The organism is Hyphomicrobium sp., assembly GCF_041659645.1.
Taxonomy (GTDB): Bacteria; Pseudomonadota; Alphaproteobacteria; order Rhizobiales; family Hyphomicrobiaceae; genus Hyphomicrobium_B.
Genome location: NZ_JBAZXX010000004.1, coordinates 226,427 through 249,119, shown reverse-complemented (window position 1 = coordinate 249,119; position 22,693 = coordinate 226,427). Strand labels below are relative to the sequence as shown.

19 protein-coding genes, 1 tRNA gene and 1 pseudogene are annotated in these 22,693 nt (G+C 60.3%); 1 reads left to right on the top strand and 20 read right to left on the bottom strand.

Annotated elements, in window-relative coordinates; genetic code table 11:
• Positions 1 to 2 precede the first annotated feature (2 nt).
• The 20 genes and pseudogenes from WC811_RS15525 to WC811_RS15430 form a co-directional block, all read right to left on the bottom strand.
• Positions 3 to 299, bottom strand: coding sequence for a 50S ribosomal protein L23 (locus tag WC811_RS15525; RefSeq protein WP_372646227.1), 297 nt, complete (start codon positions 297 to 299; stop codon positions 3 to 5).
• Positions 296 to 916: a 50S ribosomal protein L4 gene (gene rplD / locus WC811_RS15520; RefSeq protein WP_372646226.1), complete on the bottom strand. Its 621-nt coding sequence runs from the start codon at positions 914 to 916 to the stop codon at positions 296 to 298. The genes WC811_RS15525 and rplD overlap by 4 nt, the downstream gene beginning before the upstream one ends.
• Positions 916 to 1,617 (bottom strand): 50S ribosomal protein L3, encoded by a 702-nt coding sequence (gene rplC, locus WC811_RS15515; RefSeq protein WP_372646225.1) that lies wholly within the window; start codon positions 1,615 to 1,617, stop codon positions 916 to 918. Before rplC ends, rplD begins: the two co-directional genes overlap by 1 nt.
• Before the next feature lie 62 nt (positions 1,618 to 1,679).
• The gene (gene rpsJ / locus WC811_RS15510) at positions 1,680 to 1,988 is read right to left on the bottom strand and encodes a 30S ribosomal protein S10 (protein ID WP_013215045.1); all 309 of its coding nucleotides are present in this window, start codon (positions 1,986 to 1,988) and stop codon (positions 1,680 to 1,682) included.
• Positions 1,989 to 2,063: 75 nt separating this feature from the next.
• Positions 2,064 to 3,272: an elongation factor Tu gene (gene tuf / locus WC811_RS15505; protein ID WP_372646224.1), complete on the bottom strand. Its 1,209-nt coding sequence runs from the start codon at positions 3,270 to 3,272 to the stop codon at positions 2,064 to 2,066.
• A 118-nt stretch (positions 3,273 to 3,390) separates the two neighbouring features.
• Complete coding sequence (gene fusA / locus WC811_RS15500) at positions 3,391 to 5,481, bottom strand: elongation factor G (RefSeq protein WP_372646223.1); 2,091 nt, start codon at positions 5,479 to 5,481, stop codon at positions 3,391 to 3,393.
• Between the two features lie 28 nt (positions 5,482 to 5,509).
• Positions 5,510 to 5,980, bottom strand: a complete 471-nt coding sequence (gene rpsG / locus WC811_RS15495; RefSeq protein WP_372646222.1) for a 30S ribosomal protein S7 — start codon at positions 5,978 to 5,980, stop codon at positions 5,510 to 5,512.
• 71 nt (positions 5,981 to 6,051) lie between these two features.
• Complete coding sequence (rpsL, locus tag WC811_RS15490; RefSeq protein ID WP_045835873.1) at positions 6,052 to 6,423, bottom strand: 30S ribosomal protein S12; 372 nt, start codon at positions 6,421 to 6,423, stop codon at positions 6,052 to 6,054.
• Positions 6,424 to 6,924: 501 nt separating this feature from the next.
• On the bottom strand, positions 6,925 to 11,145 hold the full coding sequence (rpoC, locus tag WC811_RS15485; RefSeq protein WP_372646221.1) for a DNA-directed RNA polymerase subunit beta': 4,221 nt from the start codon (positions 11,143 to 11,145) through the stop codon (positions 6,925 to 6,927).
• 111 nt (positions 11,146 to 11,256) lie between these two features.
• Positions 11,257 to 15,414, bottom strand: a complete 4,158-nt coding sequence (gene rpoB, locus WC811_RS15480) for a DNA-directed RNA polymerase subunit beta (RefSeq protein ID WP_372646220.1) — start codon at positions 15,412 to 15,414, stop codon at positions 11,257 to 11,259.
• A 253-nt stretch (positions 15,415 to 15,667) separates the two neighbouring features.
• Positions 15,668 to 16,042: a 50S ribosomal protein L7/L12 gene (gene rplL / locus WC811_RS15475; RefSeq protein WP_372646219.1), complete on the bottom strand. Its 375-nt coding sequence runs from the start codon at positions 16,040 to 16,042 to the stop codon at positions 15,668 to 15,670.
• Positions 16,043 to 16,146: 104 nt separating this feature from the next.
• Positions 16,147 to 16,668 (bottom strand): 50S ribosomal protein L10, encoded by a 522-nt coding sequence (rplJ, locus tag WC811_RS15470; protein WP_372646218.1) that lies wholly within the window; start codon positions 16,666 to 16,668, stop codon positions 16,147 to 16,149.
• A gap of 332 nt (positions 16,669 to 17,000) precedes the next feature.
• On the bottom strand, positions 17,001 to 17,687 hold the full coding sequence (gene rplA / locus WC811_RS15465; RefSeq protein WP_372646736.1) for a 50S ribosomal protein L1: 687 nt from the start codon (positions 17,685 to 17,687) through the stop codon (positions 17,001 to 17,003).
• A gap of 68 nt (positions 17,688 to 17,755) precedes the next feature.
• Positions 17,756 to 18,202: a 50S ribosomal protein L11 gene (gene rplK / locus WC811_RS15460; RefSeq protein ID WP_372646217.1), complete on the bottom strand. Its 447-nt coding sequence runs from the start codon at positions 18,200 to 18,202 to the stop codon at positions 17,756 to 17,758.
• 215 nt (positions 18,203 to 18,417) lie between these two features.
• A complete protein-coding gene (gene nusG, locus WC811_RS15455) occupies positions 18,418 to 18,993 on the bottom strand; it encodes a transcription termination/antitermination protein NusG (RefSeq protein ID WP_372646216.1) in 576 nt (191 codons plus the stop codon).
• A 49-nt stretch (positions 18,994 to 19,042) separates the two neighbouring features.
• A complete protein-coding gene (gene secE / locus WC811_RS15450; protein WP_013948205.1) occupies positions 19,043 to 19,240 on the bottom strand; it encodes a preprotein translocase subunit SecE in 198 nt (65 codons plus the stop codon).
• 91 nt (positions 19,241 to 19,331) lie between these two features.
• Positions 19,332 to 19,407 (bottom strand) — tRNA-Trp (locus tag WC811_RS15445).
• A gap of 130 nt (positions 19,408 to 19,537) precedes the next feature.
• A complete protein-coding gene (locus tag WC811_RS15440; RefSeq protein WP_372646215.1) occupies positions 19,538 to 19,921 on the bottom strand; it encodes a YbjQ family protein in 384 nt (127 codons plus the stop codon).
• Between the two features lie 147 nt (positions 19,922 to 20,068).
• Positions 20,069 to 21,181 carry an NADH:flavin oxidoreductase/NADH oxidase gene (locus WC811_RS15435; protein ID WP_372646214.1) on the bottom strand — a complete coding sequence of 371 codons (1,113 nt, stop codon included), beginning with the start codon at positions 21,179 to 21,181 and terminating at the stop codon, positions 20,069 to 20,071.
• Positions 21,182 to 21,378: 197 nt separating this feature from the next.
• Positions 21,379 to 21,531: pseudogene (locus tag WC811_RS15430) on the bottom strand (hypothetical protein); the annotation flags it as partial.
• Between the two features lie 267 nt (positions 21,532 to 21,798).
• Here WC811_RS15430 and WC811_RS15425 point away from each other — a divergent pair.
• A complete protein-coding gene (locus WC811_RS15425) occupies positions 21,799 to 22,692 on the top strand; it encodes a TIGR01459 family HAD-type hydrolase (RefSeq protein ID WP_372646213.1) in 894 nt (297 codons plus the stop codon).
• Position 22,693 lies beyond the last annotated feature (1 nt).

The window sequence follows — 22,693 nt, the reverse complement described above, 5'->3', positions numbered from 1 at the left end:
CCTCAGAGCCCTGTCGTCACGTCGATGGAATGACCTTCCTCGAGGGTAACGACGGCCCTCTTCGTGTCGCTCAGGATGGCTTTGACACCCTTGAACGTTCTCAGCTTGCCCTTGCGGACGATCGTGTTGACGGCCTTGACCTTGACCTTGAACAGGCCTTCGACCGCCGACTTGATCTCGGGTTTCGTCGCGTCGCGCTTAACCTTGAAGATCACCTGATTGGCTTCCGACGCGAGCGTCGCCTTCTCGGTAATTACCGGCGCGACAATGACGTCGTATGCGGAGTGCTTGATCGTCATTTGAATCGCGCCTCCAGCGCTGCGACGGCGGCCCGCGTCAACACCAGCTTCTTACGACGAAGAATGTCGTAGACGTTGATGCCCTGGATCGGGAGCACGTCGATGTTCGGAATGTTGCGAGCGGCGCGTGCAAATGTCGGCTCGAGCTCGGCACCATCGATGATCAGCGCGTTCACGAGCGAAAGCTTGGCGAACTGAGCTTTCAGCGCAGCAGTCTTGCCTTCCGTCGAGGTCGCCTTGTCGATGACAATGATCTCGCCGGCTTTCGCCTTTGACGACAGAGCGTGACGGAGCGCAAGCGCGCGCACCTTCTTCGGCATGTCGATTGCGTGAGAGCGGGGCTTCGGTCCGAACGCCTTGCCGCCGCCGCGGAACTGCGGAGCCGACTTGTCGCCGTGACGAGCGCCGCCCGTGCCCTTCTGCTTGTACATCTTCTTACCCGTTACCGCGACTTCCGAGCGGTCCTGGGCGTGATGCGTGCCGGCCATACGCTTCAGCGTTTGATAGCGCACCATGCGGTGGATGAGATCGTTGCGGACCTCAAGACCGAAAATGGCATCGGCAAGCTCGATATCGCCGGCGGTGCCGGATTCGAGGCTGGTGACTTCGGCTTTCATCACGCGCCTTCCTTCTTCACTTCTTCGCGCGCTTTGAATGCGCCGGGCTTCGGCACATCAGCGTGCGCAGCCTTTTTAACGGCATCGCGAACGACAACCCAGCCGCCCTTCGAACCCGGAACGGCACCGCGGACCATGACGAGGCCGCGCGCCTTGTCGATCTTGGCAACAACGAGATTCTGCGTCGTGACGCGCTCGTCGCCCATATGACCGGCCATCTTCTTACCTTTGAAGACCTTGCCCGGATCCTGGCGCTGACCGGTCGAACCGTGAGCACGGTGGGTGACCGAAACGCCGTGGGTAGCGCGCAGACCGCCGAAGTTCCAGCGCTTCATGGCGCCCTGGAAGCCCTTACCCTGGGTTGTGCCCGTCACGTCGACGAACTGACCGGGGACGAAATGGTCGGCGGTGATTTCCGCACCAATATCGATAAGGTTCTCAGGACTGACACGAAACTCTGCGATCTTCCGCTTCGGTTCGACTTCGGCCTTCGCAAACGTGCCACGCTCGGACTTCGTCAGACGCGAGGGTTTCCTCGTGCCGCCGCCGACCTGGATGGCGGTATAGCCGTTCTTCTCCTCGGTGCGGTGCGAGAGAACCTGGAGGTTCTCAAGACGCAGCACCGTGACGGGAACGTGTTCGCCCGCGTCGGTGAAGATCCGGGTCATACCGATCTTCTGTGCTATCACTCCGGAACGCATCTGCATTCCTTCCTATCGTTGGGGCCATTCGCGTTACCGCCAGAGGGCCCGTAAGTTCTTGTTTAGAGTTTGATCTCGACGTCGACACCGGCTGCGAGGTCGAGCTTCATCAAAGCGTCGACCGTCTGCGGCGTCGGATCGACGATGTCGAGCAAACGCTTGTGGGTCCGCATTTCGAACTGCTCGCGGCTCTTCTTGTCGATGTGCGGCGAACGGTTGACAGTAAAGCGTTCGATGCGCGTCGGCAGCGGAATGGGACCGCGAACTTCAGCGCCGGTACGCTTCGCCGTGTTCACGATCTCGCGGGTCGATGCATCGAGAATACGATGATCGAACGCCTTGAGCCGGATGCGGATGTTTTGGCCGTGCATGGCTTTGTGCTTTCACTTTTCGCAAAAAGTTTTGGGGAAGCGCACCATTGGGAACGCTTCCCCTGAAATATCTGCCTACTCGAGGATCTTCGTAACGACGCCGGCGCCGACCGTACGGCCACCTTCGCGAATGGCGAAGCGGACCTTCTCTTCCATCGCGATCGGCTGGACGAGTTCGACGGTGACCGAGACGTTGTCGCCCGGCATAACCATTTCCGTGCCTTCGGCGAGCTTAACGGTGCCCGTGACGTCGGTCGTGCGGAAGTAGAACTGCGGACGATAGTTCGTGAAGAACGGCGTGTGACGGCCACCCTCTTCCTTGTTCAGGATGTAGGCCTCAGCGGCGAACTTCTTGTGCGGCTTGACGGAGCCCGGCTTGCAGAGCACCTGGCCACGCTCGACGGCTTCCTTGTCGATGCCGCGCAGGAGGCAGCCGACGTTGTCGCCAGCTTCACCCGAGTCGAGCAGCTTGCGGAACATTTCGACGCCGGTAACGACCGACTTCTGCGTATCGCGAAGACCGACGATCTCGACTTCTTCGCCGACCTTGATGACGCCGCGCTCGATACGGCCCGTGACGACGGTGCCGCGACCCGAGATCGAGAACACGTCTTCGATCGGCATCAGGAACGGCTGGTCCTTCGGACGCTCTGGGATCGGGATGAACGAGTCCATCGCCTCGTAGAGCTTAATGATCGCTTCGTCAGCGAGCGGGCCCTTTTCGCCATTCAGCGCTTTGACAGCTGCGCCGCGGATAACGGGGGTGTCGTCGCCCGGGAAGTTGTACTTCACGAGGAGTTCGCGAACTTCCATCTCGACGAGATCAAGAAGCTCTTCGTCTTCGACGATGTCGCACTTATTCAAGAAAACGACGATCTGCGGCACGCCAACCTGGCGGGCAAGAAGGATGTGCTCGCGCGTCTGCGGCATCGGGCCGTCGACGGCCGAGACGACAAGGATTGCGCCGTCCATCTGCGCAGCGCCGGTGATCATGTTCTTTACGTAGTCGGCGTGGCCTGGGCAGTCGACGTGTGCGTAGTGACGGTTCGGCGTCGCGTATTCGACGTGCGAGGTCGCGATCGTCAGAATCTTCGTCGGGTCGCGACGGCCCTGGCTTTCGGACGCCTTCGCAACTTCGTCATAAGCGATCGAGGTCGACGTCCAGCCACGGTCGTGCGAGACCTTCGTCAGCGCTGCGGTCAGCGTTGTTTTGCCGTGGTCGACGTGTCCGATCGTACCGACGTTGCAATGCGGCTTGTTCCGCTCGAATTTTGCCTTCGCCATCGTTGGCTCTCCTTAGTCTTACTATCAGGTCCCGTGACCATCGGGTCAGGGCATTTTCAGGCTTCGTCTCTTCAAACCTGACGGGCGTATACTCTCGCCGGCCGGGTCTAAGTTCGTATCAGGCGTACTTGGCCTTGACCTCGTCAGCCACGTTGCGCGGTACGTCTGCGTAGTGTGCGAACTGCATGGTGTACGACGCACGCCCGGTCGACATCGACCGGAGCTGGCTGACGTAGCCAAACATATTGGCAAGCGGCACGAATGCGCGGATCACCGTAGCGTTGCCGCGCATCTGCTGATCGCGAATCTGCCCGCGCCGCGAGTTGAGGTCGCCGATGACTCCGCCGACGAAATCGCCGGGCGAAACGACTTCAACATCCATCACCGGCTCAAGGATCTTTACGCCGCCTTTTTCGCAGCCTTCCTTCATCGCCGCACGCGTCGCGATTTCGAAGGCGATTGCCGACGAGTCAACCTCGTGGAACGCGCCATCATAAAGCGTGACCTTCATGTCGACCATTGGGAAGCCGATCAGCACGCCGTTGGCCCAGACCGACTCGACGCCCTTTTCGACGCCCGGAATGTATTCCTTCGGAATCGAACCGCCGACGATCGAGGTCGAGAACTCGTTGCCCTTGCCCGTCTCGTTCGGCTCGAGCTTCAGCTTAACGCGCGCGAACTGACCCGTGCCGCCCGTCTGCTTCTTATGCGTGTAATCGATGTCCGCAGGGCGTGCGAGCGTTTCGCGATAGGCAACCTGCGGCGCGCCGGTGTTCGCCTCGACGCCGTAGGTGCGCTTCAGGATATCGACCTTGATATCAAGATGAAGCTCGCCCATGCCTTTCAGAATCGTCTGGCCAGATTCCTGATCGACCGACACGCGGAACGAGGGGTCTTCGAGCGCCAACGTGTGGAGCGCGATCGCCATCTTTTCCTGATCGGCCTTCGTCTTGGGCTCGACCTTCATTTCGATGACGGGTTCGGGGAAGTCCATCTTCTCGAGGATGACCGGCTTCTGGGGATCGCAGAGCGTTTCGCCCGTGCGCGTATCCTTCAAGCCCTGGAGAGCGACGATATCGCCAGCGAAGGCTTCCTTGATTTCTTCACGGTCGGCGGCGTGCATCAGATACATGCGGCCGGCGCGCTCTTTCTTGTCGCGTGTCGTGTTCGCGAGCGCCGTGCCCTGCTCGAGCTTGCCCGAGTAGATGCGGCAGAACGTGATCGAACCGACGTGCTCGAAACTCATGATCTTGAAGGCGATCATCGACAGCGGCTCGCTATCCGACGGCCTGCGGAGAATTTCCTTGTCGGTCTTCGGATCGATGCCAACGTAGGCCTCACGCTCGAGAGGCGACGGAAGGAAGTCGACCACGGCGTCGAGAAGCGGCTGAACGCCTTTGTTCTTGAAGGCCGAACCGCACATCATCGGATAGAAGGCGCGCGTTACCGTCGCCTTGCGGATGAGCTTGCGCAGCGTGTCTTCGTCAGGCTCCTTGCCATCAAGGAAGGCTTCGAGCGCCGCGTCGTCCATTTCGACGGCAGCTTCGACCATGGCGGCGCGAAATTCGTTGGCCTTATCGACGAGATCGGCCGGAATCTCACCTTCGATGCCCTTGGCATCCTTGCCATCGCCGTCCCAGGTGATGGCCTTCATCTTGATGAGATCGACGACGCCTCGGAAGTCCGATTCAGCACCGATCGGGATCTGCAGCGGCACGGCGCGTGCGCCGAGCTTATCCTTGATGTCAGCGAGGCACATGTAGAAGTCGGCGCCGGTCTTATCCATTTTATTGGAGAAGATGATGCGCGGAACGTTGTACTTGTCGCCCTGACGCCAGACGGTTTCGGTCTGCGGCTCGACGCCCTGGTTCGAGTCGAGAACGCAGACAGCCCCGTCAAGTACGCGCAGCGAACGCTCGACTTCGATCGTGAAGTCGACGTGGCCTGGCGTGTCGATGATGTTCAGGCGGCGCATTTTACCGTCGCGGCCCGGCCAGAAACAGGTCGTCGCGGCCGACGTAATCGTGATGCCGCGCTCGGCTTCCTGATCCATAAAGTCCATCGTGGCGGCGCCGTCGTGGACTTCGCCGATCTTATAGGACTTGCCGGTGTAATAGAGGATCCGCTCAGTCGTCGTCGTCTTTCCAGCATCAATGTGAGCCATGATGCCGAAATTGCGGTAGTCCTCGATCGGGTACTGTCGGGCCATGTCTGCCTCGAAATCCTTGTAACTTGTCCTACCAGCGGTAGTGCGAGAAGGCGCGGTTGGCTTCAGCCATTTTGTGCGTGTCTTCGCGCTTCTTAACTGCGGTGCCGCGATTGTTCGCGGCGTCGAGCAATTCGCCCGAGAGCTTGTCGATCAACGTCGACTCGTTGCGTGACCGAGCGGCGGAGATCAGCCAACGGATCGCCAAGGCTTGGCGGCGCTCGTTGCGAACTTCGACCGGCACCTGATACGTGGCACCGCCGACGCGGCGTGAACGAACCTCAACCGACGGCATGACGTTATCGAGCGCCTGACGGAAAAGATCGATCGGGTTTGACTTGCCCCGCTGCTCCATCTTTTCGAACGCACCATAGACCATGCGTTCGGCGACCGACTTCTTGCCGTGCTCCATCACCGCGTTCATGAACTTGGTGACGACGACATCGTTGAACTTCGGATCGGGGATCACTTCCCGCTTTTGCGCCGCGTGACGACGAGACATCCTGACAGGCCCTTCGCTTCGAATTCTCTTTAAATCTTACAGGCCGGATCTTCCGGCCCGAACGAGACCGATTACTTCGGCCGCTTAGCACCATACTTCGAACGCCGCTGACGGCGGGCCGAGACGCCCTGCGTATCAAGGACGCCACGGATGATGTGATAACGAACGCCGGGAAGATCCTTGACGCGGCCACCGCGGATCAGGACCACGGAGTGTTCCTGAAGGTTATGGCCTTCGCCCGGAATGTAGCCGATGACCTCAAAGCCGTTGGTCAGCCGGATCTTGGCGACCTTACGGAGAGCGGAGTTCGGCTTCTTCGGCGTCGTCGTGTAAACACGGGTGCACACACCACGCTTCTGCGGGCAGGCTTCCATGTGACGCGATTTCTCGCGGTAAACTGGCTTTACCCGGGGCTTCCGGATCAACTGTTGTATCGTCGGCATTCGCCCAATCCTGACTTCGGGACACATTCCCGACAGCGGAAATGCGCCAAGCAAACTTGCCAGGTGCGCGAAGTTCGCCCCTAGCAAGAAATAACCAGAGGATCGTGCCGCCCGGAGGGTGACAGATCATGGCCCGTCGATATGCTCTGCTTTATGGACGGGAGCGTTTAGGTCAAAAATTGGCGCTGAAAGCGCCGAGAGACCTACCACCAACCCGTGAGAGTGGGCGGAGCTATATACACACCTGCCATATTGGTCAACAGCCGCGCCACAGGGTTGCGAAATTATTTTCGCTAAAGACGCGTTCAAAAGGCAAACCGAACCTGCGACCTGTTGTCGGCTCGAACGCGCAGAGCATTTTCAGCCCGACATAATTCCAAAGTGACGTGGTGCGCTGCGAATAAATGGGGTGCCGCAACCGAATCTTAAAGAGGAAGCGGCCGCCTCCAGGTGGAGACGGCCGCTTCCAGAATGTTCAGGCTAGGACAAAGCGAACGGAGCTTACTCCGCAGCTTCCTCGGCCGGGCGGCGACGGCGGCGAGCGGCCGGACCGGAAACACCATCAGGCATCGGCAAGTTCGACGTCTTCGCCTTTTCCTTGGCGATGAGATCGTCACGCTGCGTCGCAATCTTGCGGAGCTGACGCAACATGCTGCCGGTGCCGGCCGGGATGAGACGGCCGACGATGACGTTCTCCTTGAGGCCTTCGAGCGTGTCGGACTTGCCGTTGACGGCAGCATCCGTGAGCACGCGCGTCGTCTCCTGGAAGGACGCGGCGGAGATGAACGAGCGGGTCTGCAACGAAGCCTTGGTGATGCCGAGCAGAACCGGGTTCGCGGAAGCCGCACGCTTGCCGGCCTTCTGGGCCAGAGCGTTGATCTCCTCGTACTCGATCCGGTCGAGTTGCTCGCCCTTGATCAGCTCAGTCTCGCCAGCGTCCGTGACCTCGACCTTCTGCAGCATCTGGCGAACGATCACCTCGATGTGCTTGTCGTTGATCGTCACGCCCTGCAGACGGTAGACGTCCTGGATCTCGTTGATCAGGAAGTTCGCGAGTTCCTCGACGCCCTTGATCGCCAGAATGTCGTGCGGCGCCGGGTTGCCGTCGTACACGAAATCGCCACGCTCGACGCGATCGCCAGGCTGGACTGCCAAGCTCTTGCCGCGCGGGATCAGGTATTCGACTGCTTCCTGCGTTTCGTCATCCGGCTTAATCGTGATGCGCTGCTTGTTCTTGTAGTCCTTGCCGAACTCGACGGTTCCGGAGATCTCCGCGAGGATCGCGTGATCCTTTGGACGGCGAGCTTCGAAAAGTTCCGCGACCCGCGGCAGACCACCAGTGATGTCACCCGACTTCGCCGAAGCCGAGGGAATACGCGCGAGAACGTCGCCCGCCTTCACTTCGGCACCGCGATCGACCGACAGAACGGCTTCGACCGACAGCAGGTAGCGAGCGTCACCGCCGCGCGCGACCTTGATCGGCTTGCCCTTCGAGTCCTTGATCAGAATCGCAGGCTTCAGTTCGGAGCCCTTCGGCGACGTGCGCCAGTCGATGATGACCCGGTTCGACGTGCCCTTCATTTCATCGGTCTGCTCACGAACCGAAGAGCCTTCGATGAGGTCTTCGAAGTCGACGAAGCCGTCGGCTTCCGACAGGATCGGACGGGTGTAGGGATCCCACTGCGCGATCTTGGTGCCGCGCTTCACGGTATCGCCTTCGTCGACGAAGATTCGCGAACCATAGCTGATCTTGTGGGTCGCGAGTTCCTTACCGGACGGATCGACGATGATGACTGACATGATCCGGCTCATCGCCACGTTCTGGCCCTTCGAGTCCTTGGCGATCGCGCGGTTCCTGAGCTTCACCGTACCGTTGAAGTTCGATTCGATGAATGAACTGTCGACCAAGTTCGCCGTGCCGCCGATGTGGAACGTGCGCATCGTCAGCTGCGTGCCCGGTTCACCGATCGACTGGGCGGCGATGACGCCGACAGCCTCACCGATGTTGACCGGCGTACCGCGAGCAAGGTCGCGGCCGTAGCACTTGGCGCACACGCCGTTGACCGTCTCGCAGGTCAGCACCGAGCGAATGCGGACTTCCTGGATCTCGGCCTTGCCGAGGATATCGGCATGACGCTCCTCGATGAGTTCGCCGTTGGCCACCAGAACCTCACCCGTCACCGGGTGCTTGATATCTTCGGCAGCGGTACGGCCAAGCGAGCGTGCCGCAAGCGACACGATAACCTGACCGGCGTCGACGACCGGCTGGACGTTGATGCCGGCGTCTGTTCCGCAGTCGACCTCGGAAATGATGGCGTCCTGCGCGACGTCGACGAGACGACGCGTCAGGTAGCCCGAGTTCGCCGTCTTCAAGGCGGTGTCGGCCAGACCCTTACGGGCGCCGTGGGTCGAGTTGAAGTACTCGAGAACGGAGAGGCCTTCCTTGAAGTTCGAGATGATCGGCGTCTCGATGATTTCGCCCGAAGGCTTCGTCATGAGGCCGCGCATGCCGGCGAGCTGCTTCATCTGCGCCGGCGAACCGCGGGCACCCGAGTGGCTCATCATGTAGACCGAGTTGATCGGTCGGTCGCGACCCGTAACCGGGTCCTTGTGAATCGCCGAGATGCGATCCATCATTTCCTTGGCGATCAGATCGGTGCAGCGCGACCAAGCGTCGACGACCTTGTTGTACTTCTCGAGCTGCGTGATCAAGCCGTCCTGATACTGCTGCTCGAAGTCGCGGACTTCGACGTTGGTCGTCTCGACGATCTTTTCCTTCGTCTCCGGGATCAACATGTCGTCCTTGCCGAACGAGATGCCAGCCTTGAAGGCGTGGTGGAAGCCGAGCGCCATGATGCGGTCGCAGAAGATCACAGTCTCCTTTTGACCGCAGTTACGATAGACTAAGTCGATCAGGCCGGAGATGTTCTTCTTCGTCAGCAGCTGGTTCGCCATGGCGAACGTCATGCCCGCCATCCGGGGAAGATGCTCGGCAAGCAGAAGGCGGCCAGGCGTCGTCTCGTGGATCTCCAGCACTTTTTCGCCTTCGGCATTGGTCGCGAGATAGCGACCCTTGACCTTGGCGTGCAGCGACACGGATTTCGATTCAAGGGCGTGCAGCACCTCGTTGACCGAACCCAATATCATGCCTTCGCCGGGTTCGCCGTCGCGCATCATCGTCAGGTAGTAAAGGCCCAACACGATATCCTGTGACGGCACGATGATCGGCTGGCCGCTGGCAGGATGCAGGATGTTGTTCGTCGACATCATCAGGACGCGCGCTTCGAGCTGCGCTTCGAGCGACAGCGGAACGTGCACGGCCATCTGGTCGCCGTCGAAGTCAGCGTTGAAGGCGGCGCAAACCAGCGGGTGAAGCTGGATCGCCTTACCCTCGATGAGTTGTGGCTCGAACGCCTGAATGCCGAGACGGTGGAGCGTCGGGGCGCGGTTCAGCATCACGGGATGCTCGCGAATGACTTCGTCGAGAACGTCCCAGACCTCGGGCTTCTCCTTCTCGACGAGCTTCTTCGCCTGCTTCACGGTCGCTGCCTGGCCGAGCGTCTGGAGACGCGCATAGATAAACGGCTTGAACAGTTCGAGCGCCATCTTCTTCGGCAGGCCGCACTGATGCAGCTTCAGTTCCGGACCGACGACGATGACCGAACGGCCGGAGTAATCGACGCGCTTGCCGAGCAAGTTCTGACGGAAGCGGCCCTGCTTGCCCTTCAGCATGTCGGCGAGCGACTTCAGCGGGCGCTTGTTGGCGCCGGTGATGACGCGACCGCGGCGGCCGTTGTCGAACAGAGCGTCGACGGCTTCCTGCAGCATGCGCTTTTCGTTACGGATGATGATGTCCGGCGCGCGCAGCTCCATCAGCCGCTTCAGGCGGTTGTTACGGTTGATAACGCGGCGATAGAGATCGTTGAGATCAGACGTCGCGAAGCGGCCGCCATCAAGCGGAACGAGCGGACGCAGTTCCGGCGGGATGACCGGAACCTGGGTCAAGATCATCCATTCGGGACGGTTGCCGCTCTCCATGAAGGCTTCGATGACCTTCAGGCGCTTGCCGAGTTTCTTCGGCTTCAGCTCCGTCGTCGCCTCTGCGATCTCCTGGCGAAGATCGACCGCGATCTTCGGAAGGTCCATACCGGACAACAGTTCGCGGATCGCCTCCGCGCCGATGCCGGCGGTGAAGGTGTCGGCGCCGTACTCGTCGACGGCTTGGTTGTATTGCTCTTCCGTCAGCAGCTGGCGTTCGGCGAATGGCGTCGTGCCCGGCTCAATGACGATGTAGTTTTCGAAATAGAGGACGCGCTCGAGATCCTTGAGCGCCATATCCATCAGAAGACCGATGCGCGACGGCAGCGACTTCAAAAACCAGATGTGCGCAACCGGCGCCGCAAGCTCGATGTGGCCCATGCGCTCACGGCGAACCTTCGCGAGCGTCACCTCGACGCCGCACTTTTCGCAGATCAGGCCCTTGTACTTCATGCGCTTGTACTTGCCGCACAAGCACTCATAGTCCTTGATCGGCCCGAAAATACGCGCGCAGAACAGACCGTCCCGCTCCGGCTTAAAGGTGCGGTAGTTGATCGTCTCGGGCTTTTTGATCTCGCCATAAGACCAGGAGAGGATGTCCTCGGGCGAGGCGATCGAGATCCGAATTTGATCGAATACCGGAGCCGGAGCCTGCGTTTTGAAGATGTTGGTGATTTCGTTCATCGGCTGTCTCCTCGAGGGCGCGGCTGGGGAGGCCGTGCCCGTGGAATCTAGTGGTCGTGTCGTGCGTACCTCCGCCCCTTACGAAAGGGCGGAGGCCGTCTTCGCTATTCGTTATTCGGCCGCCGGCGGAAGCTGCGCCAGTGGCGCTTCCGGCTGCTGATCGTTCTCAGCTTCGATCTGCGGCACCATGCTATTGACGAGCTCGACGTTCAGGCCGAGCGCGCGCATTTCCTTGACCAAGACGTTAAAGCTTTCCGGAACGCCGGCCTCGAACGCGTCGTCGCCACGGACGATCGCCTCGTAGACCTTCGTGCGGCCAGCGACGTCGTCCGACTTCACGGTCAGCATTTCCTGCAGCGTGTAGGCGGCGCCGTAAGCTTCGAGCGCCCAAACCTCCATTTCGCCGAAGCGCTGGCCGCCGAACTGCGCCTTACCGCCCAGCGGCTGCTGAGTGACGAGCGAGTACGGACCGATCGAGCGAGCGTGGATCTTGTCGTCGACAAGGTGATGCAGCTTCAGAACGTACTTGTAGCCAACCGTCACCTTGCGATCGAAAGGTTCGCCCGTGCGGCCGTCGAACAACGTCACCTGGCCCGAGGTATCGAAGCCCGCGAGCTGCAACATCTCGACGATGTCCTTTTCGCGCGCGCCGTCGAACACCGGTGTCGCGATTGGGACGCCCGTCCGCAGATTCTCGGCAACGGCGATGAGGTCTTCGTCCTTCAGCGACGTCTTGATGACGTCCTGACCGTAGACGCGAACCATCTGGTCCCGGAGAGCCTGCGCCTGGCCGCTCTCGTGGAACTGATGCAGCGCATCGTCGATCAGACGGCCGAGACCACGGCACGCCCAGCCCATGTGCGTTTCGAGGATCTGTCCGACGTTCATACGGCTCGGCACGCCGAGCGGGTTCAGAACGACGTCGACCGGCGTGCCGTCTTCGAGGAACGGCATGTCTTCCGACGGGACGATCATCGAAACGACGCCCTTGTTGCCGTGACGGCCGGCCATCTTATCGCCCGGCTGGATTTTGCGCTTAACCGCGACGAAGACCTTGACCATCTTCATCACGCCCGGCGGCAGCTCGTCGCCGCGCTGCAGCTTGTCGACCTTGTCGGCGAAACGGAGACCCAAGCCCTTCTTGGCGTCTTCGTATTGCTTCTGGATGGCTTCGACCTCGGCCTGCGCCTTCTCGTTGGCAAGACCGATTTCCCACCACTGGCTGCGCGGAATGTCGTCGAGGATCACGTTGTCGATGATCGTACCCTTGCGGGCGTTCTTCGGACCCTTGGCGACTTCCTTGCCCATCAACGCGTCTTTGAGGCGCGCATAGACGTTACGGTCGAGGATCTGCAATTCGTCGTCACGGTCCTTCGCGAGACGCTCGATCTCCTCGCGCTCGATCGCCATTGCGCGCTCGTCCTTCTCGACGCCGTGGCGATTGAAGACGCGCACTTCGACGATAGTTCCGGCGACGCCCGGCGGCAAACGGAGCGAGGTATCGCGAACATCCGACGCCTTCTCACCGAAGATGGCGCGCAGAAGCTTTTCTTCCGGCGTCATCGGGCTTTCGCCCTTCGGCGTGATCTTGCCGACCAGAATGTCGCCCGGATGAACTTCGGCGCCGATGTAGACGATGCCGGCTTCGTCGAGGTTCTTCAGCGCTTCTTCCGAGACGTTGGGAATATCGCGCGTAATTTCCTCAGGCCCGAGCTTGGTATCGCGAGCCATGACCTCGAATTCCTCGATGTGGATCGAGGTGAACACGTCTTCGGAGACGACGCGCTCGTTCATCAGGATCGAGTCTTCGAAGTTGTAGCCCATCCACGGCATGAACGCGACGAGCACGTTCTTGCCGAGCGCGAGTTCGCCGAGTTCGGTCGAGGGACCGTCCGCGATGATGTCGCCGGCCTTCACATGGTCGCCGACGTTGATCAGCGGCCGCTGGTTGATGCAGGTGTTCTGGTTCGAACGCTGGAACTTGCGAAGACGATAAATATCGACGCCCGGCTTCGACGGATCCGCTTCTTCGGTTGCACGAATAACGATACGGGTCGAGTCGACCTGGTCGACGACACCCGTGCGGCGTGCCGCAATCGCTGCGCCCGAATCCTGCGCCACACGCTCTTCCATGCCGGTGCCGACCAGCGGCGCTTCCGCCTTGATCAGCGGCACGGCCTGACGCTGCATGTTCGAGCCCATCAGAGCGCGGTTGGCGTCGTCGTTCTCGAGGAACGGGATGAGCGCCGCCGCAACCGACACGAGCTGCTTCGGCGACACGTCGATGTAATCGACCTTGTCCGTCGGAACGAGCATGACGTCGCCGTTATGGCGGACCGTGACGAGGTCTTCCGTGAGCTTGCCCTTGGCATCGATGACGGCATTCGCCTGCGCCACGTGATGGCGCATCTCTTCCATGGCGGAGAGATACACGACCTCATCCGTCACCTTGGCATTGGCCACCTTGCGGTACGGGCTCTCGATGAAGCCGTACTTGTTCACGCGCGCGAACGTCGCGAGCGAGTTGATCAGACCGATGTTCGGGCCTTCCGGCGTTTCGATCGGGCAGATGCGGCCGTAGTGCGTCGGATGGACGTCGCGGACTTCGAAGCCCGCGCGTTCACGCGTCAAGCCGCCCGGTCCAAGCGCCGAGAGACGGCGCTTGTGGGTGATCTCGGACAGCGGGTTCGTCTGGTCCATGAACTGGGAGAGCTGCGACGAACCGAAGAATTCGCGCACTGCCGCCGCCGCCGGTTTGGCGTTGATCAAGTCCTGCGGCATCACCGTGTCGATATCGACGGATGACATACGCTCCTTGATGGCGCGCTCCATGCGGAGCAGGCCAACGCGATACTGGTTCTCCATCAGCTCGCCGACGGAACGAACGCGACGGTTGCCCAAGTGGTCGATGTCGTCGATTTCGCCCTTGCCGTCGCGCAGATCGACAAGCGTCTTCACGACCGCGAGGATGTCCTCACGGCGCAATACGCGCATCGTATCCGGCGCGTCGAGTTCGAGGCGCATGTTCATTTTCACGCGGCCGACGGCCGAGAGGTCGAAACGTTCCGGATCGAAGAACAGGCCGTGGAACAACGCGGTCGCCGCTTCGATGGTCGGCGGCTCGCCCGGGCGCATGACCCGGTAGACGTCCATCAACGCTTCCTGCTGATTGGCGTTCTTGTCGATGTTCAACGTGTTGCGGATGAAGGCGCCGACGTTGACGTAATCGATGTCGAGGATATGGAATTCCTTGACCTTCACTTCCTTAAGTTCAGCCAAAAGGTTCGCGTCGAGCTCGTCGCCGGCTTCCGCGAAGATCTTGCCGGTCTCATGGTCGATGATGTCTTCGGCGATGAAGCGGCCCGCGAGATCTTCGGCGGAGATCAGGATTTCCTTCACGCCGCTCTCGGCAATCTCACGCGAGCGCCGGGCAGTGATCTTCTCGGTCGCGCGAGCGATCACTTCGCCGGTTTTTGCATCGGCGATGTCCGACTGCGGGGTCACGCCGCGGAACTTCTCGGCGAGGTACGGCATTTTCCAGCCGCGCTTCGATTCCTTGATCGGGATGTGCTTGTAGAAGTGCCCGAGGATTTCCTCGTCGTCGAGGCCGAGCGCATAAAGCATCGTCGTCACCGGCAACTTGCGGCGGCGATCGATACGGACATAGACGTTGTCCTTGGCGTCGAACTCGAAGTCGAGCCACGAACCACGGTACGGAATGATGCGGGCCGCGAACAACAGCTTGCCCGACGAGTGGGTCTTGCCGCGGTCGTGATCGAAGAAGACGCCCGGCGAGCGGTGCATCTGCGAGACGATCACACGCTCGGTGCCGTTGATGATGAAGGTACCGTTCAACGTCATGAGCGGCATGTCGCCCATGTAGACGTCCTGCTCCTTGACGTCCTTGATCGACTTCGAGCCCGTCTCTTCGTTCACGTCGAACACGATGAGGCGCAGCTTGACCTTAAGCGGTGCCGCGTACGTCATGTCGCGCTGCATGCACTCGTCGGTGTCGAATTTCGGCGGCTCGAACTCGTAGCTGACGAATTCCAGCGTCGACTTGCCGGCAAAATCGGAGATCGGGAAAACGCCCCTGAACACCGACTGCAGGCCGAAATCGTCCGACCTGCCGCCCGGAGGCTCCTTGACCATCAAGAAGTCATCGTAGGATGCTTTCTGAACCTCAATGAGGTTCGGCATCTCCGCGACTTCGCCAATAGAACCAAACTGCTTCCGGAGGCGCTTGCGGCTGGTGAGGGTTTGAGCCATTTCGGTCCCTTCGTGCTCTCGTTTGCGGGCAGGCCCGCGATCCTAATGCGACGCGTTCAGGGTCCCTGGGAAACTGGGACCTCTTGAAACGGTTCACCGGAGGGTCCTTTTGAGGCTCTGGCGAACCCCGGACCCTCCGGAAAACCGTCTTTGCTTTGCGCCTGGGACTCTCCTTTGGGGAGCCGGCCGCCAGGCACGATATGCACAAACATCGGCACCGGCCGGGAGCGACCCAGCCAGTGCCAATGATCGATTACTTGACCTCGACGACGGCGCCCTGATCCTCAAGCTGCTTCTTGAGTTTCGCGGCTTCGTCCTTCGAGACGCCTTCCTTCACGGCCTTGCCACCGGCCTCGACGAGGTCCTTGGCTTCCTTCAGGCCGAGACCCGTGATGGCGCGAACTTCCTTGATGACGTTGATCTTCTTGTCGCCACCCGACTTCAGGATAACGGTGAACTCCGTCTGCTCTTCAACAGGCGCAGCGGCAGCGCCCCCGGCAGGAGCAGCGACCGCAACGGCTGCAGCAGCCGATACGCCCCACTTCTCTTCCAGCATCTTCGCGAGTTCAGCCGCTTCGAGCACTGTGAGGCTCGACAGGTCATCAACGATTTTTTCGATCTTCGACATATATAGTATCCTTCCGATTTGAACCTAGTGGTTGAATTGCAGCACCCCCTCTGGGCCGTGCTGCGCGTGCTTTTCGAGGGCTCAAAGCCCCACAACTTCGACGGTTAGGCTGCGGCCTCTTCCTTCGACGCCTTGGCCTGAATGACGCGGGCCAGTTTGGCACCGGGTTCCTTGATGGTCCGGGCGATTTTCGTCGCCGGAGCATTCAAGAGACCGATGATCTTGGCACGCAGTTCATCAAGCGACGGCAGCTCGGCGAGAGCCTGAACGCCTTTCGCGTCAAGGATGGTCTTGCCCATCGCGCCGCCGAGGATCACGAGCTTGTCGTTACCCTTGGCATACGTGACGGCAGCCTTCGCCGCAGCGATCGGGTCTTTCGAGAAGGCCAAAATGGTCGGCCCTGTCATAAGATCAGAAAGCTTCTCGGCGTCGGTATCCTTGAGTGCGAGTTGCGCCAGCTTGTTCTTGGTGACCTTCACAGAACCGCCGGCGTCTTTGACGCGCTTGCGGAAATCTGCGGATTGAGCGGCCACCATGCCGGTGTTGTGGGCGACCACAACCACACCCGTGCTCTTCAGCACGCTGTGGAGATGATCGATGAGCTCACGTTTCGCGGCTCTATCCACGTCTCGTCTCCTTGCTGCGAGGCTTCATTCGCGAAGCCCCGCGGGTTGCACCTTTGCCGCCTTCTCCGGTGAAGGATCGGGCGACGCTTGGTCTGTCCTCGTTCCCGTGGACCGCGAGTAAAAGCGGCACGGTGCTGACCCAGAAGGTTCAAACCGGACGAAAGGCTTTCGCCCCAAATCCGATCCACTTCTGTCTCATGCAGGCTCTCCCGGAAGAGAAACTTAGGCGTCACCGGCAAGCCGGATCGGCACCTACAATCTCGGACAGTGCTAGACCGAAGCGTCACCGCCCCGGTCCAGGGTTTTCCGGGTTGCCCCGGAATTCTTGAAACTTAAACGACCGGTCCCGACGCGACGGATGACGTCTCGAGCTTCAAGCCCGGCCCCATCGTCGAGGACAACGATACCTTCTTGAGGTACGTGCCCTTTGAACCCGTCGGCTTGGCCTTGACGACCGCGTCGACGAACGCCTTGATGTTCTGGACCAAGGCTTCTGCGGTGAAGCTCGCCTTGCCGACGCCGGCGTGAACGATGCCGGCCTTCTCGACACGGAATTCGACCGAGCCGCCCTTCGCGCCCTTGACGGCGCCAACGACGTCCATCGTGACGGTGCCGACACGCGGGTTCGGCATCATGCCACGCGGGCCCAAGACCTTACCGAGACGGCCAACGAGGCCCATCATGTCCGGCGTCGCGATGCAGCGATCGAAGTTGATCGTGCCCTTCGAGACGATCTCGACGAGGTCTTCAGCGCCGACGATGTCCGCGCCAGCAGCCTTGGCCTCTTCCGCCTTGGCGCCACGAGCGAACACCGCAACGCGCGCCGTCCGGCCCGAGCCGTTCGGAAGGTTGCAGACGCCACGGACCATCTGGTCGGCGTGCTTGGGATCGACGCCGAGGTTGACGGCGACTTCGATCGTCTCATCGAACTTCGCCTTGGCGCGCTCCTTGATGATCTTTACGGCCTCGTCGACATCGTAGGACTTGCCCGCGGGCAGGCCCTGCTTGACGATGAGCATGCGCTTGCCACCGGCTTCGCGTGTTTCCTTGATCTTCTCAGCGCTGATTTGAGCTTTTGCCATCGGACTTACTCCACCACCTTGAGACCCATCGAACGCGCGCTACCCGCAAGCGTGCGAGCGGCGGCATCGATGTCGTCGGTGTTCATGTCCTTGAGCTTGCCCTTAGCAATCTCTTTAAGCTGATCGATCGTGACCTGACCGGCAACGATGCGGCCCGGCTCTTTCGAGCCCTGACCACCCTTGCCCGTCGGGCGTAGGCCAGCGGCCTTCTTGATGAGGTACGTTGCCGGCGGCTGACGCATCTCGAAGGTGAAAGAACGATCCGAGTAGACCGTGATCTTCACCGGAATCGGTGTACCCTGCTCGAGGTCCTTCGTTTTTGCGTTGAAGGACTTGCAGAATTCCATGATATTCACGCCGCGCTGACCAAGCGCGGGACCGATAGGCGGCGACGGATTGGCCGCACCTGCCGGTACCTGAAGATTGATAAAGCCGTCAATTTTCTTCGCCATAATTCCCCTTCGATGTTAGAGCCCGCGCCCACACGGCGCGATGCTCAGGGTTAGCGGTTCAACGGACCGACTCCCCAAAGGGACAGCCAATCCTCCCGCACATCACCGCACCGAAATCCAAGTCCCGATGCGGGCTCCGGCGGCATGCCGCCGGAATTCTCAATCGCCCAATGCGCTAAATGGCGCGTCAGGCACCTAATGCGCCAAGCGGCACGTCAGGCCGGCACTTTCTCGACCTGCGAAAATTCAAGCTCGACCGGCGTCGGACGTCCGAAGATCGAAACCGCGACCTTCACACGAGAGCGCTCCTCGTCGACTTCCTCGACGATGCCCATGAACGATGCGAACGGGCCATCGGCCACTTTGACGTTCTCTCCGATCTCGAAGGTGATCGTCGGCTTCGGCCGCTCGACGCCTTCCTTGACCTGATTCAAGATGCGCATCGCCTCGGCTTCGGGGATCGGCATCGGCTTGTTGTCCGCACCGAGAAAACCGGTCACCTTCGGCGTGTTCTTGATCATCACGAACGCCGCGTCCGTCATTTTCATTTTGACGAGCACGTAACCCGGCAGAAACTTCCGTTCCGTCGGAATCTTCCGGCCGCGCTTGATCTCAACGACTTCTTCCGTCGGGACCACGATCTCTTCGAAGAGACTGTCAAGGCCGCCCGCTTTCGCGCGCTCGCGGATAGCGTCAGCCACCTTGCGTTCGAAATTTGTGTAAGCGTGGACGATGTACCAGCGCGTACCGGCAACCGTCGTTTTTTCTTCGCGTTCTTGCGCGACAACCATTCTTAAAGGCCCTCTGGCGCGTCACCTAAAACGAATATGCGAGCCAAACTCAGGTGCCCACCCCTAAGACCAAACGCACGATGTGGCTCAGCGCCTGATCGACCAGCAAAAAGAAAACAGAGGCGAGCGCGACCATGATGAGCACCATCAAAGTCGTGATCCACACCTCTTTCCAAGTCGGCCAAGTTACCTTCGCGACTTCCTGCCGAACTTCTTGCATAAAGGTTATGGGATTGAACTTCGCCATCAAAACTGCTTTCCGTGTGCATAAGCGGCAACATGCCGCACCCGACCTCGGCATTTACCGGGGCCGGTCGGCAGATCAAACTCCACGAGGCTGGCAGGGGCGGAGGGTCTCGAACCCCCGACCTTCGGTTTTGGAGACCGACGCTCTACCAATTGAGCTACACCCCTAGACCGACACGGGCGCGAGCCCGTTCGTCGAGCAGCCTCTTTCGGGGCCGAACCCTTAACCGAAGTTTGAGGCCTTGTCAGCCCCGGTCATGCCTTTTTTCGAGTGGACGGAGCCGCCACCCGTATTTTTTCAGCGGCCGGCGGCCGCGCCGGTCCAAGGGCCGCTGATTTCAGCCGTTCCCGAGCCCGATCCGGCGACCGGCTCGATGACGACAGCCGATCCGTAGGCCAGAACTTCCGTCACCGCCGCCGCGATTTCGTTGGCGTCGTAACGCATCGCGATGACAGCGTTGGCCCCCATACTGTGCGCGTGCTCGACGAGGAGATCGAAGGCTTCCTGCCGAGCCTGCTCGGCGAGCTTGGTATAGACGGAGATATTGCCGCCGAAGAAAATCTGAATCGCGGCACCGAGGTTGCCGACGACACTACGTGAGCGGACGGTCAACCCGCGCACCAATCCGAGGTGGCGGACTATGCGGTATCCCTGAATCTCGTTCGTCGTCACGACAAGCATGGCGCATCCTCTCATTTCGTTCGGCTTGATACCGAGCGTCGATTATCCGGGCATCCGGCATGATACCGGACATCCGCGCAAGCTAACGTGACTCTCTGTCTTGTGACGACAGAGGAAGCGATAAATCGGCGGATGTTCCAGCAACGCCTAACGCAGTCCAGAGACCGTCTTTCCGAACAATCCTTCAAGCCCGCGCGGCTGCGAGCGCCAATACGGCGGCGGCGCCTCGACAGTCGCGCCGAGTTCCGCTGCCGCGTGCCATGGCCAGCGCGGATCATAAAGCATGGCGCGGGCGAGAGCGACGAGATCGGCTTTGCCGGACGCGATGATGTCTTCGGCTTGCCGCGCATCCGTTATCAGTCCGACCGCGATTGTGTTCGTCTCTGAGGATGTCTTGATGCCCTCCGCGAACGGCAACTGGTAGTTCGGTCCCGCCGCGATCTTCTGCAACGGAGAGACTCCCGCCGACGAGGCCGTGATCCAATCGACGCCGCGCGTCTTAAGTTCATTGGCGAATGCGATCGTTTGGGGAAGGTCCCAGCCGCCGTCGACCCAATCCGTCGCCGAAACTTTGATGCCGACGGGTTTATGCACGGGGAAAGCAGCGCGCACGGCATCGAAAATTTCGAGCGGATAGCGGAGACGATTTTCCAGCGAGCCGCCGTACGCGTCGGTTCGCCGATTGGCGAGAGGCGACAGGAATTCGTGGATGAGATAGCCGTGCGCGCCATGAATTTCGATCGCGTCGAAGCCAAGCCGATCAGCGCGCTGTGCAGCTTCGGCGAACGCAATTCGAATGCGGTCCATACCTTCTGTATCGAGCGCCAGCGGCTTCTCCTCGCCGGCCTTGTGCTCCAAAGCCGAAGGCGCGACGGTCTGCCAACCGCCGTCTGAAGACGGAATGAGCGCACCGCCGTTCCACGGCACGTGGCTCGATCCCTTGCGACCCGCGTGCGCGAGTTGCACCGCGACGGCGATATTGGAATATTTTCGTATCGCTTCGATGGCAGGCCTGAAAGCGGTTTCCGTCTCATCATCCCAAAGTCCGAGGTCGGCGGGGGTGATCCTGCCGATCGGCTCGACAGCCGTTCCCTCGACACAGAGCAGGCCAGCTCCGGACACCGCGAGATTGAGAAGGTGCATCAAGTGCCAGTTGTTCGGCTTGCCGCCTTCCGCCGAATACTGGCACATCGGGGAAATCACGATGCGGTTACGCAACGTGAGATCCCGCACCGAAAACGGCGAAAACAACGCGCTCATTGCGAGACTTCCCCAGCGGGCCAAGCTCCCGCAGTTATAGCGTTATTTGGATTCAAGAAAAGCGCCTTAGACCACCGGTCACGCCGACTTGGCGAGTGGCGGCGAAAACAGAGACTGACAGTGCAACAGCACCGCTTCGATCTCGCCGACCGGTACGGGCTTGCTGAAATAGAAGCCCTGCATTCTTCGCAACCCGCACTCGAGATCAGGTCGAACTGATCCGCCGTCTCGATGCCCTCGACGACTGTCCTCATGCGCAGACGTTTCGCCAGCCCGGCGACCGATTGAACGATCGCCATGCAGTCGTTCCCTTGCGGAGTTCCAAGATCGCGCACGAAAGAGCGATCGATCTTGAGCTTATTGCCTTAATAAGAGTTGCGAGTAATTGAAGATATAATTCGATGATATTCTGCGTATAGATTTCTGGACCAACTACTGGCGTTTCCGCCAGTCATCGGATCGGGCGTCTCAGAAATTTGCGGATGGCGTGGCGGCGCGAAAAGACGAGAGTATACCGGAATGTTCTTGATCGATGGTTGATGGACCTTTAACTGATCGTCAACTTCTGTCGCAGCGCGTTCGGGCCGCTGGCGCATTGCAATTAATCGGAACAAAGCTTGCCAACATCATCGCACCGCCACGCGTCCGAGGTTCCACCAATCTTGATGCACGCCGGGCCGATCTTGGCGCATTACGACGTCGTTTTCTGCGACGTATGGGGCGTCGTTCATAACGGCATGACGGCGTTCGAAGGCGCGTGCCGAGCGCTTGAAACCTTTCGTACCGGCGGCGGCACGGTCATCCTGGTTTCAAACGCGCCGGTTCCGAAGAAGCGTGTTTCCGACATGCTCGATAGCCGCCATGTACCGAGAGGCGCGTGGGACGACATCGTTTCGTCCGGCGATATCGCACTTAGTCACTTGGAAGAAAGGAAGTTCGAACGGCTCTATTGCATCGGCCCGCTCGATCGCGATCAAGCGCTGTTCTCAGCGCTTCGCGCGCGCTCCGTCGGGCTTGACGATGCGGAAGCTATTATCTGCACGGGCTTGAACGACGATCGGACGGAAGCACCGGAAGATTATCGCGCCAACCTTACGCGCGCGCTCAAAAAGCGCCTGCCATTCGTCTGCGCCAATCCGGACCTCATTGTCGACGTTGGCGGAACGCTGCTCTATTGCGCGGGCGCGATCGCCGATCTGTATGCGCAGATGGGCGGCGAAGTGTACTGGGCGGGAAAGCCGTATCTTAGCGCCTACGAGACCGCGCACCGCAAGGCTGAAGGGCTTCGCAACTCCAACGTCGAAAAAAGCCGGATCCTCGTCATCGGCGACGCGCTGCGCACCGACATCAAGGGCGCCGAAAACTACGGCTGCGACGCTCTTTTTATCGCGTCCGGCATTCATCGCCATGAAACGGTCGACGGGATCGATCTCTCGGCGACGAAGCTCTCGGACCTGTTCGGTCCGAATGCTCCGCCGGCGATCGGCGCTATGCTGGAGCTTGCATGGTAGC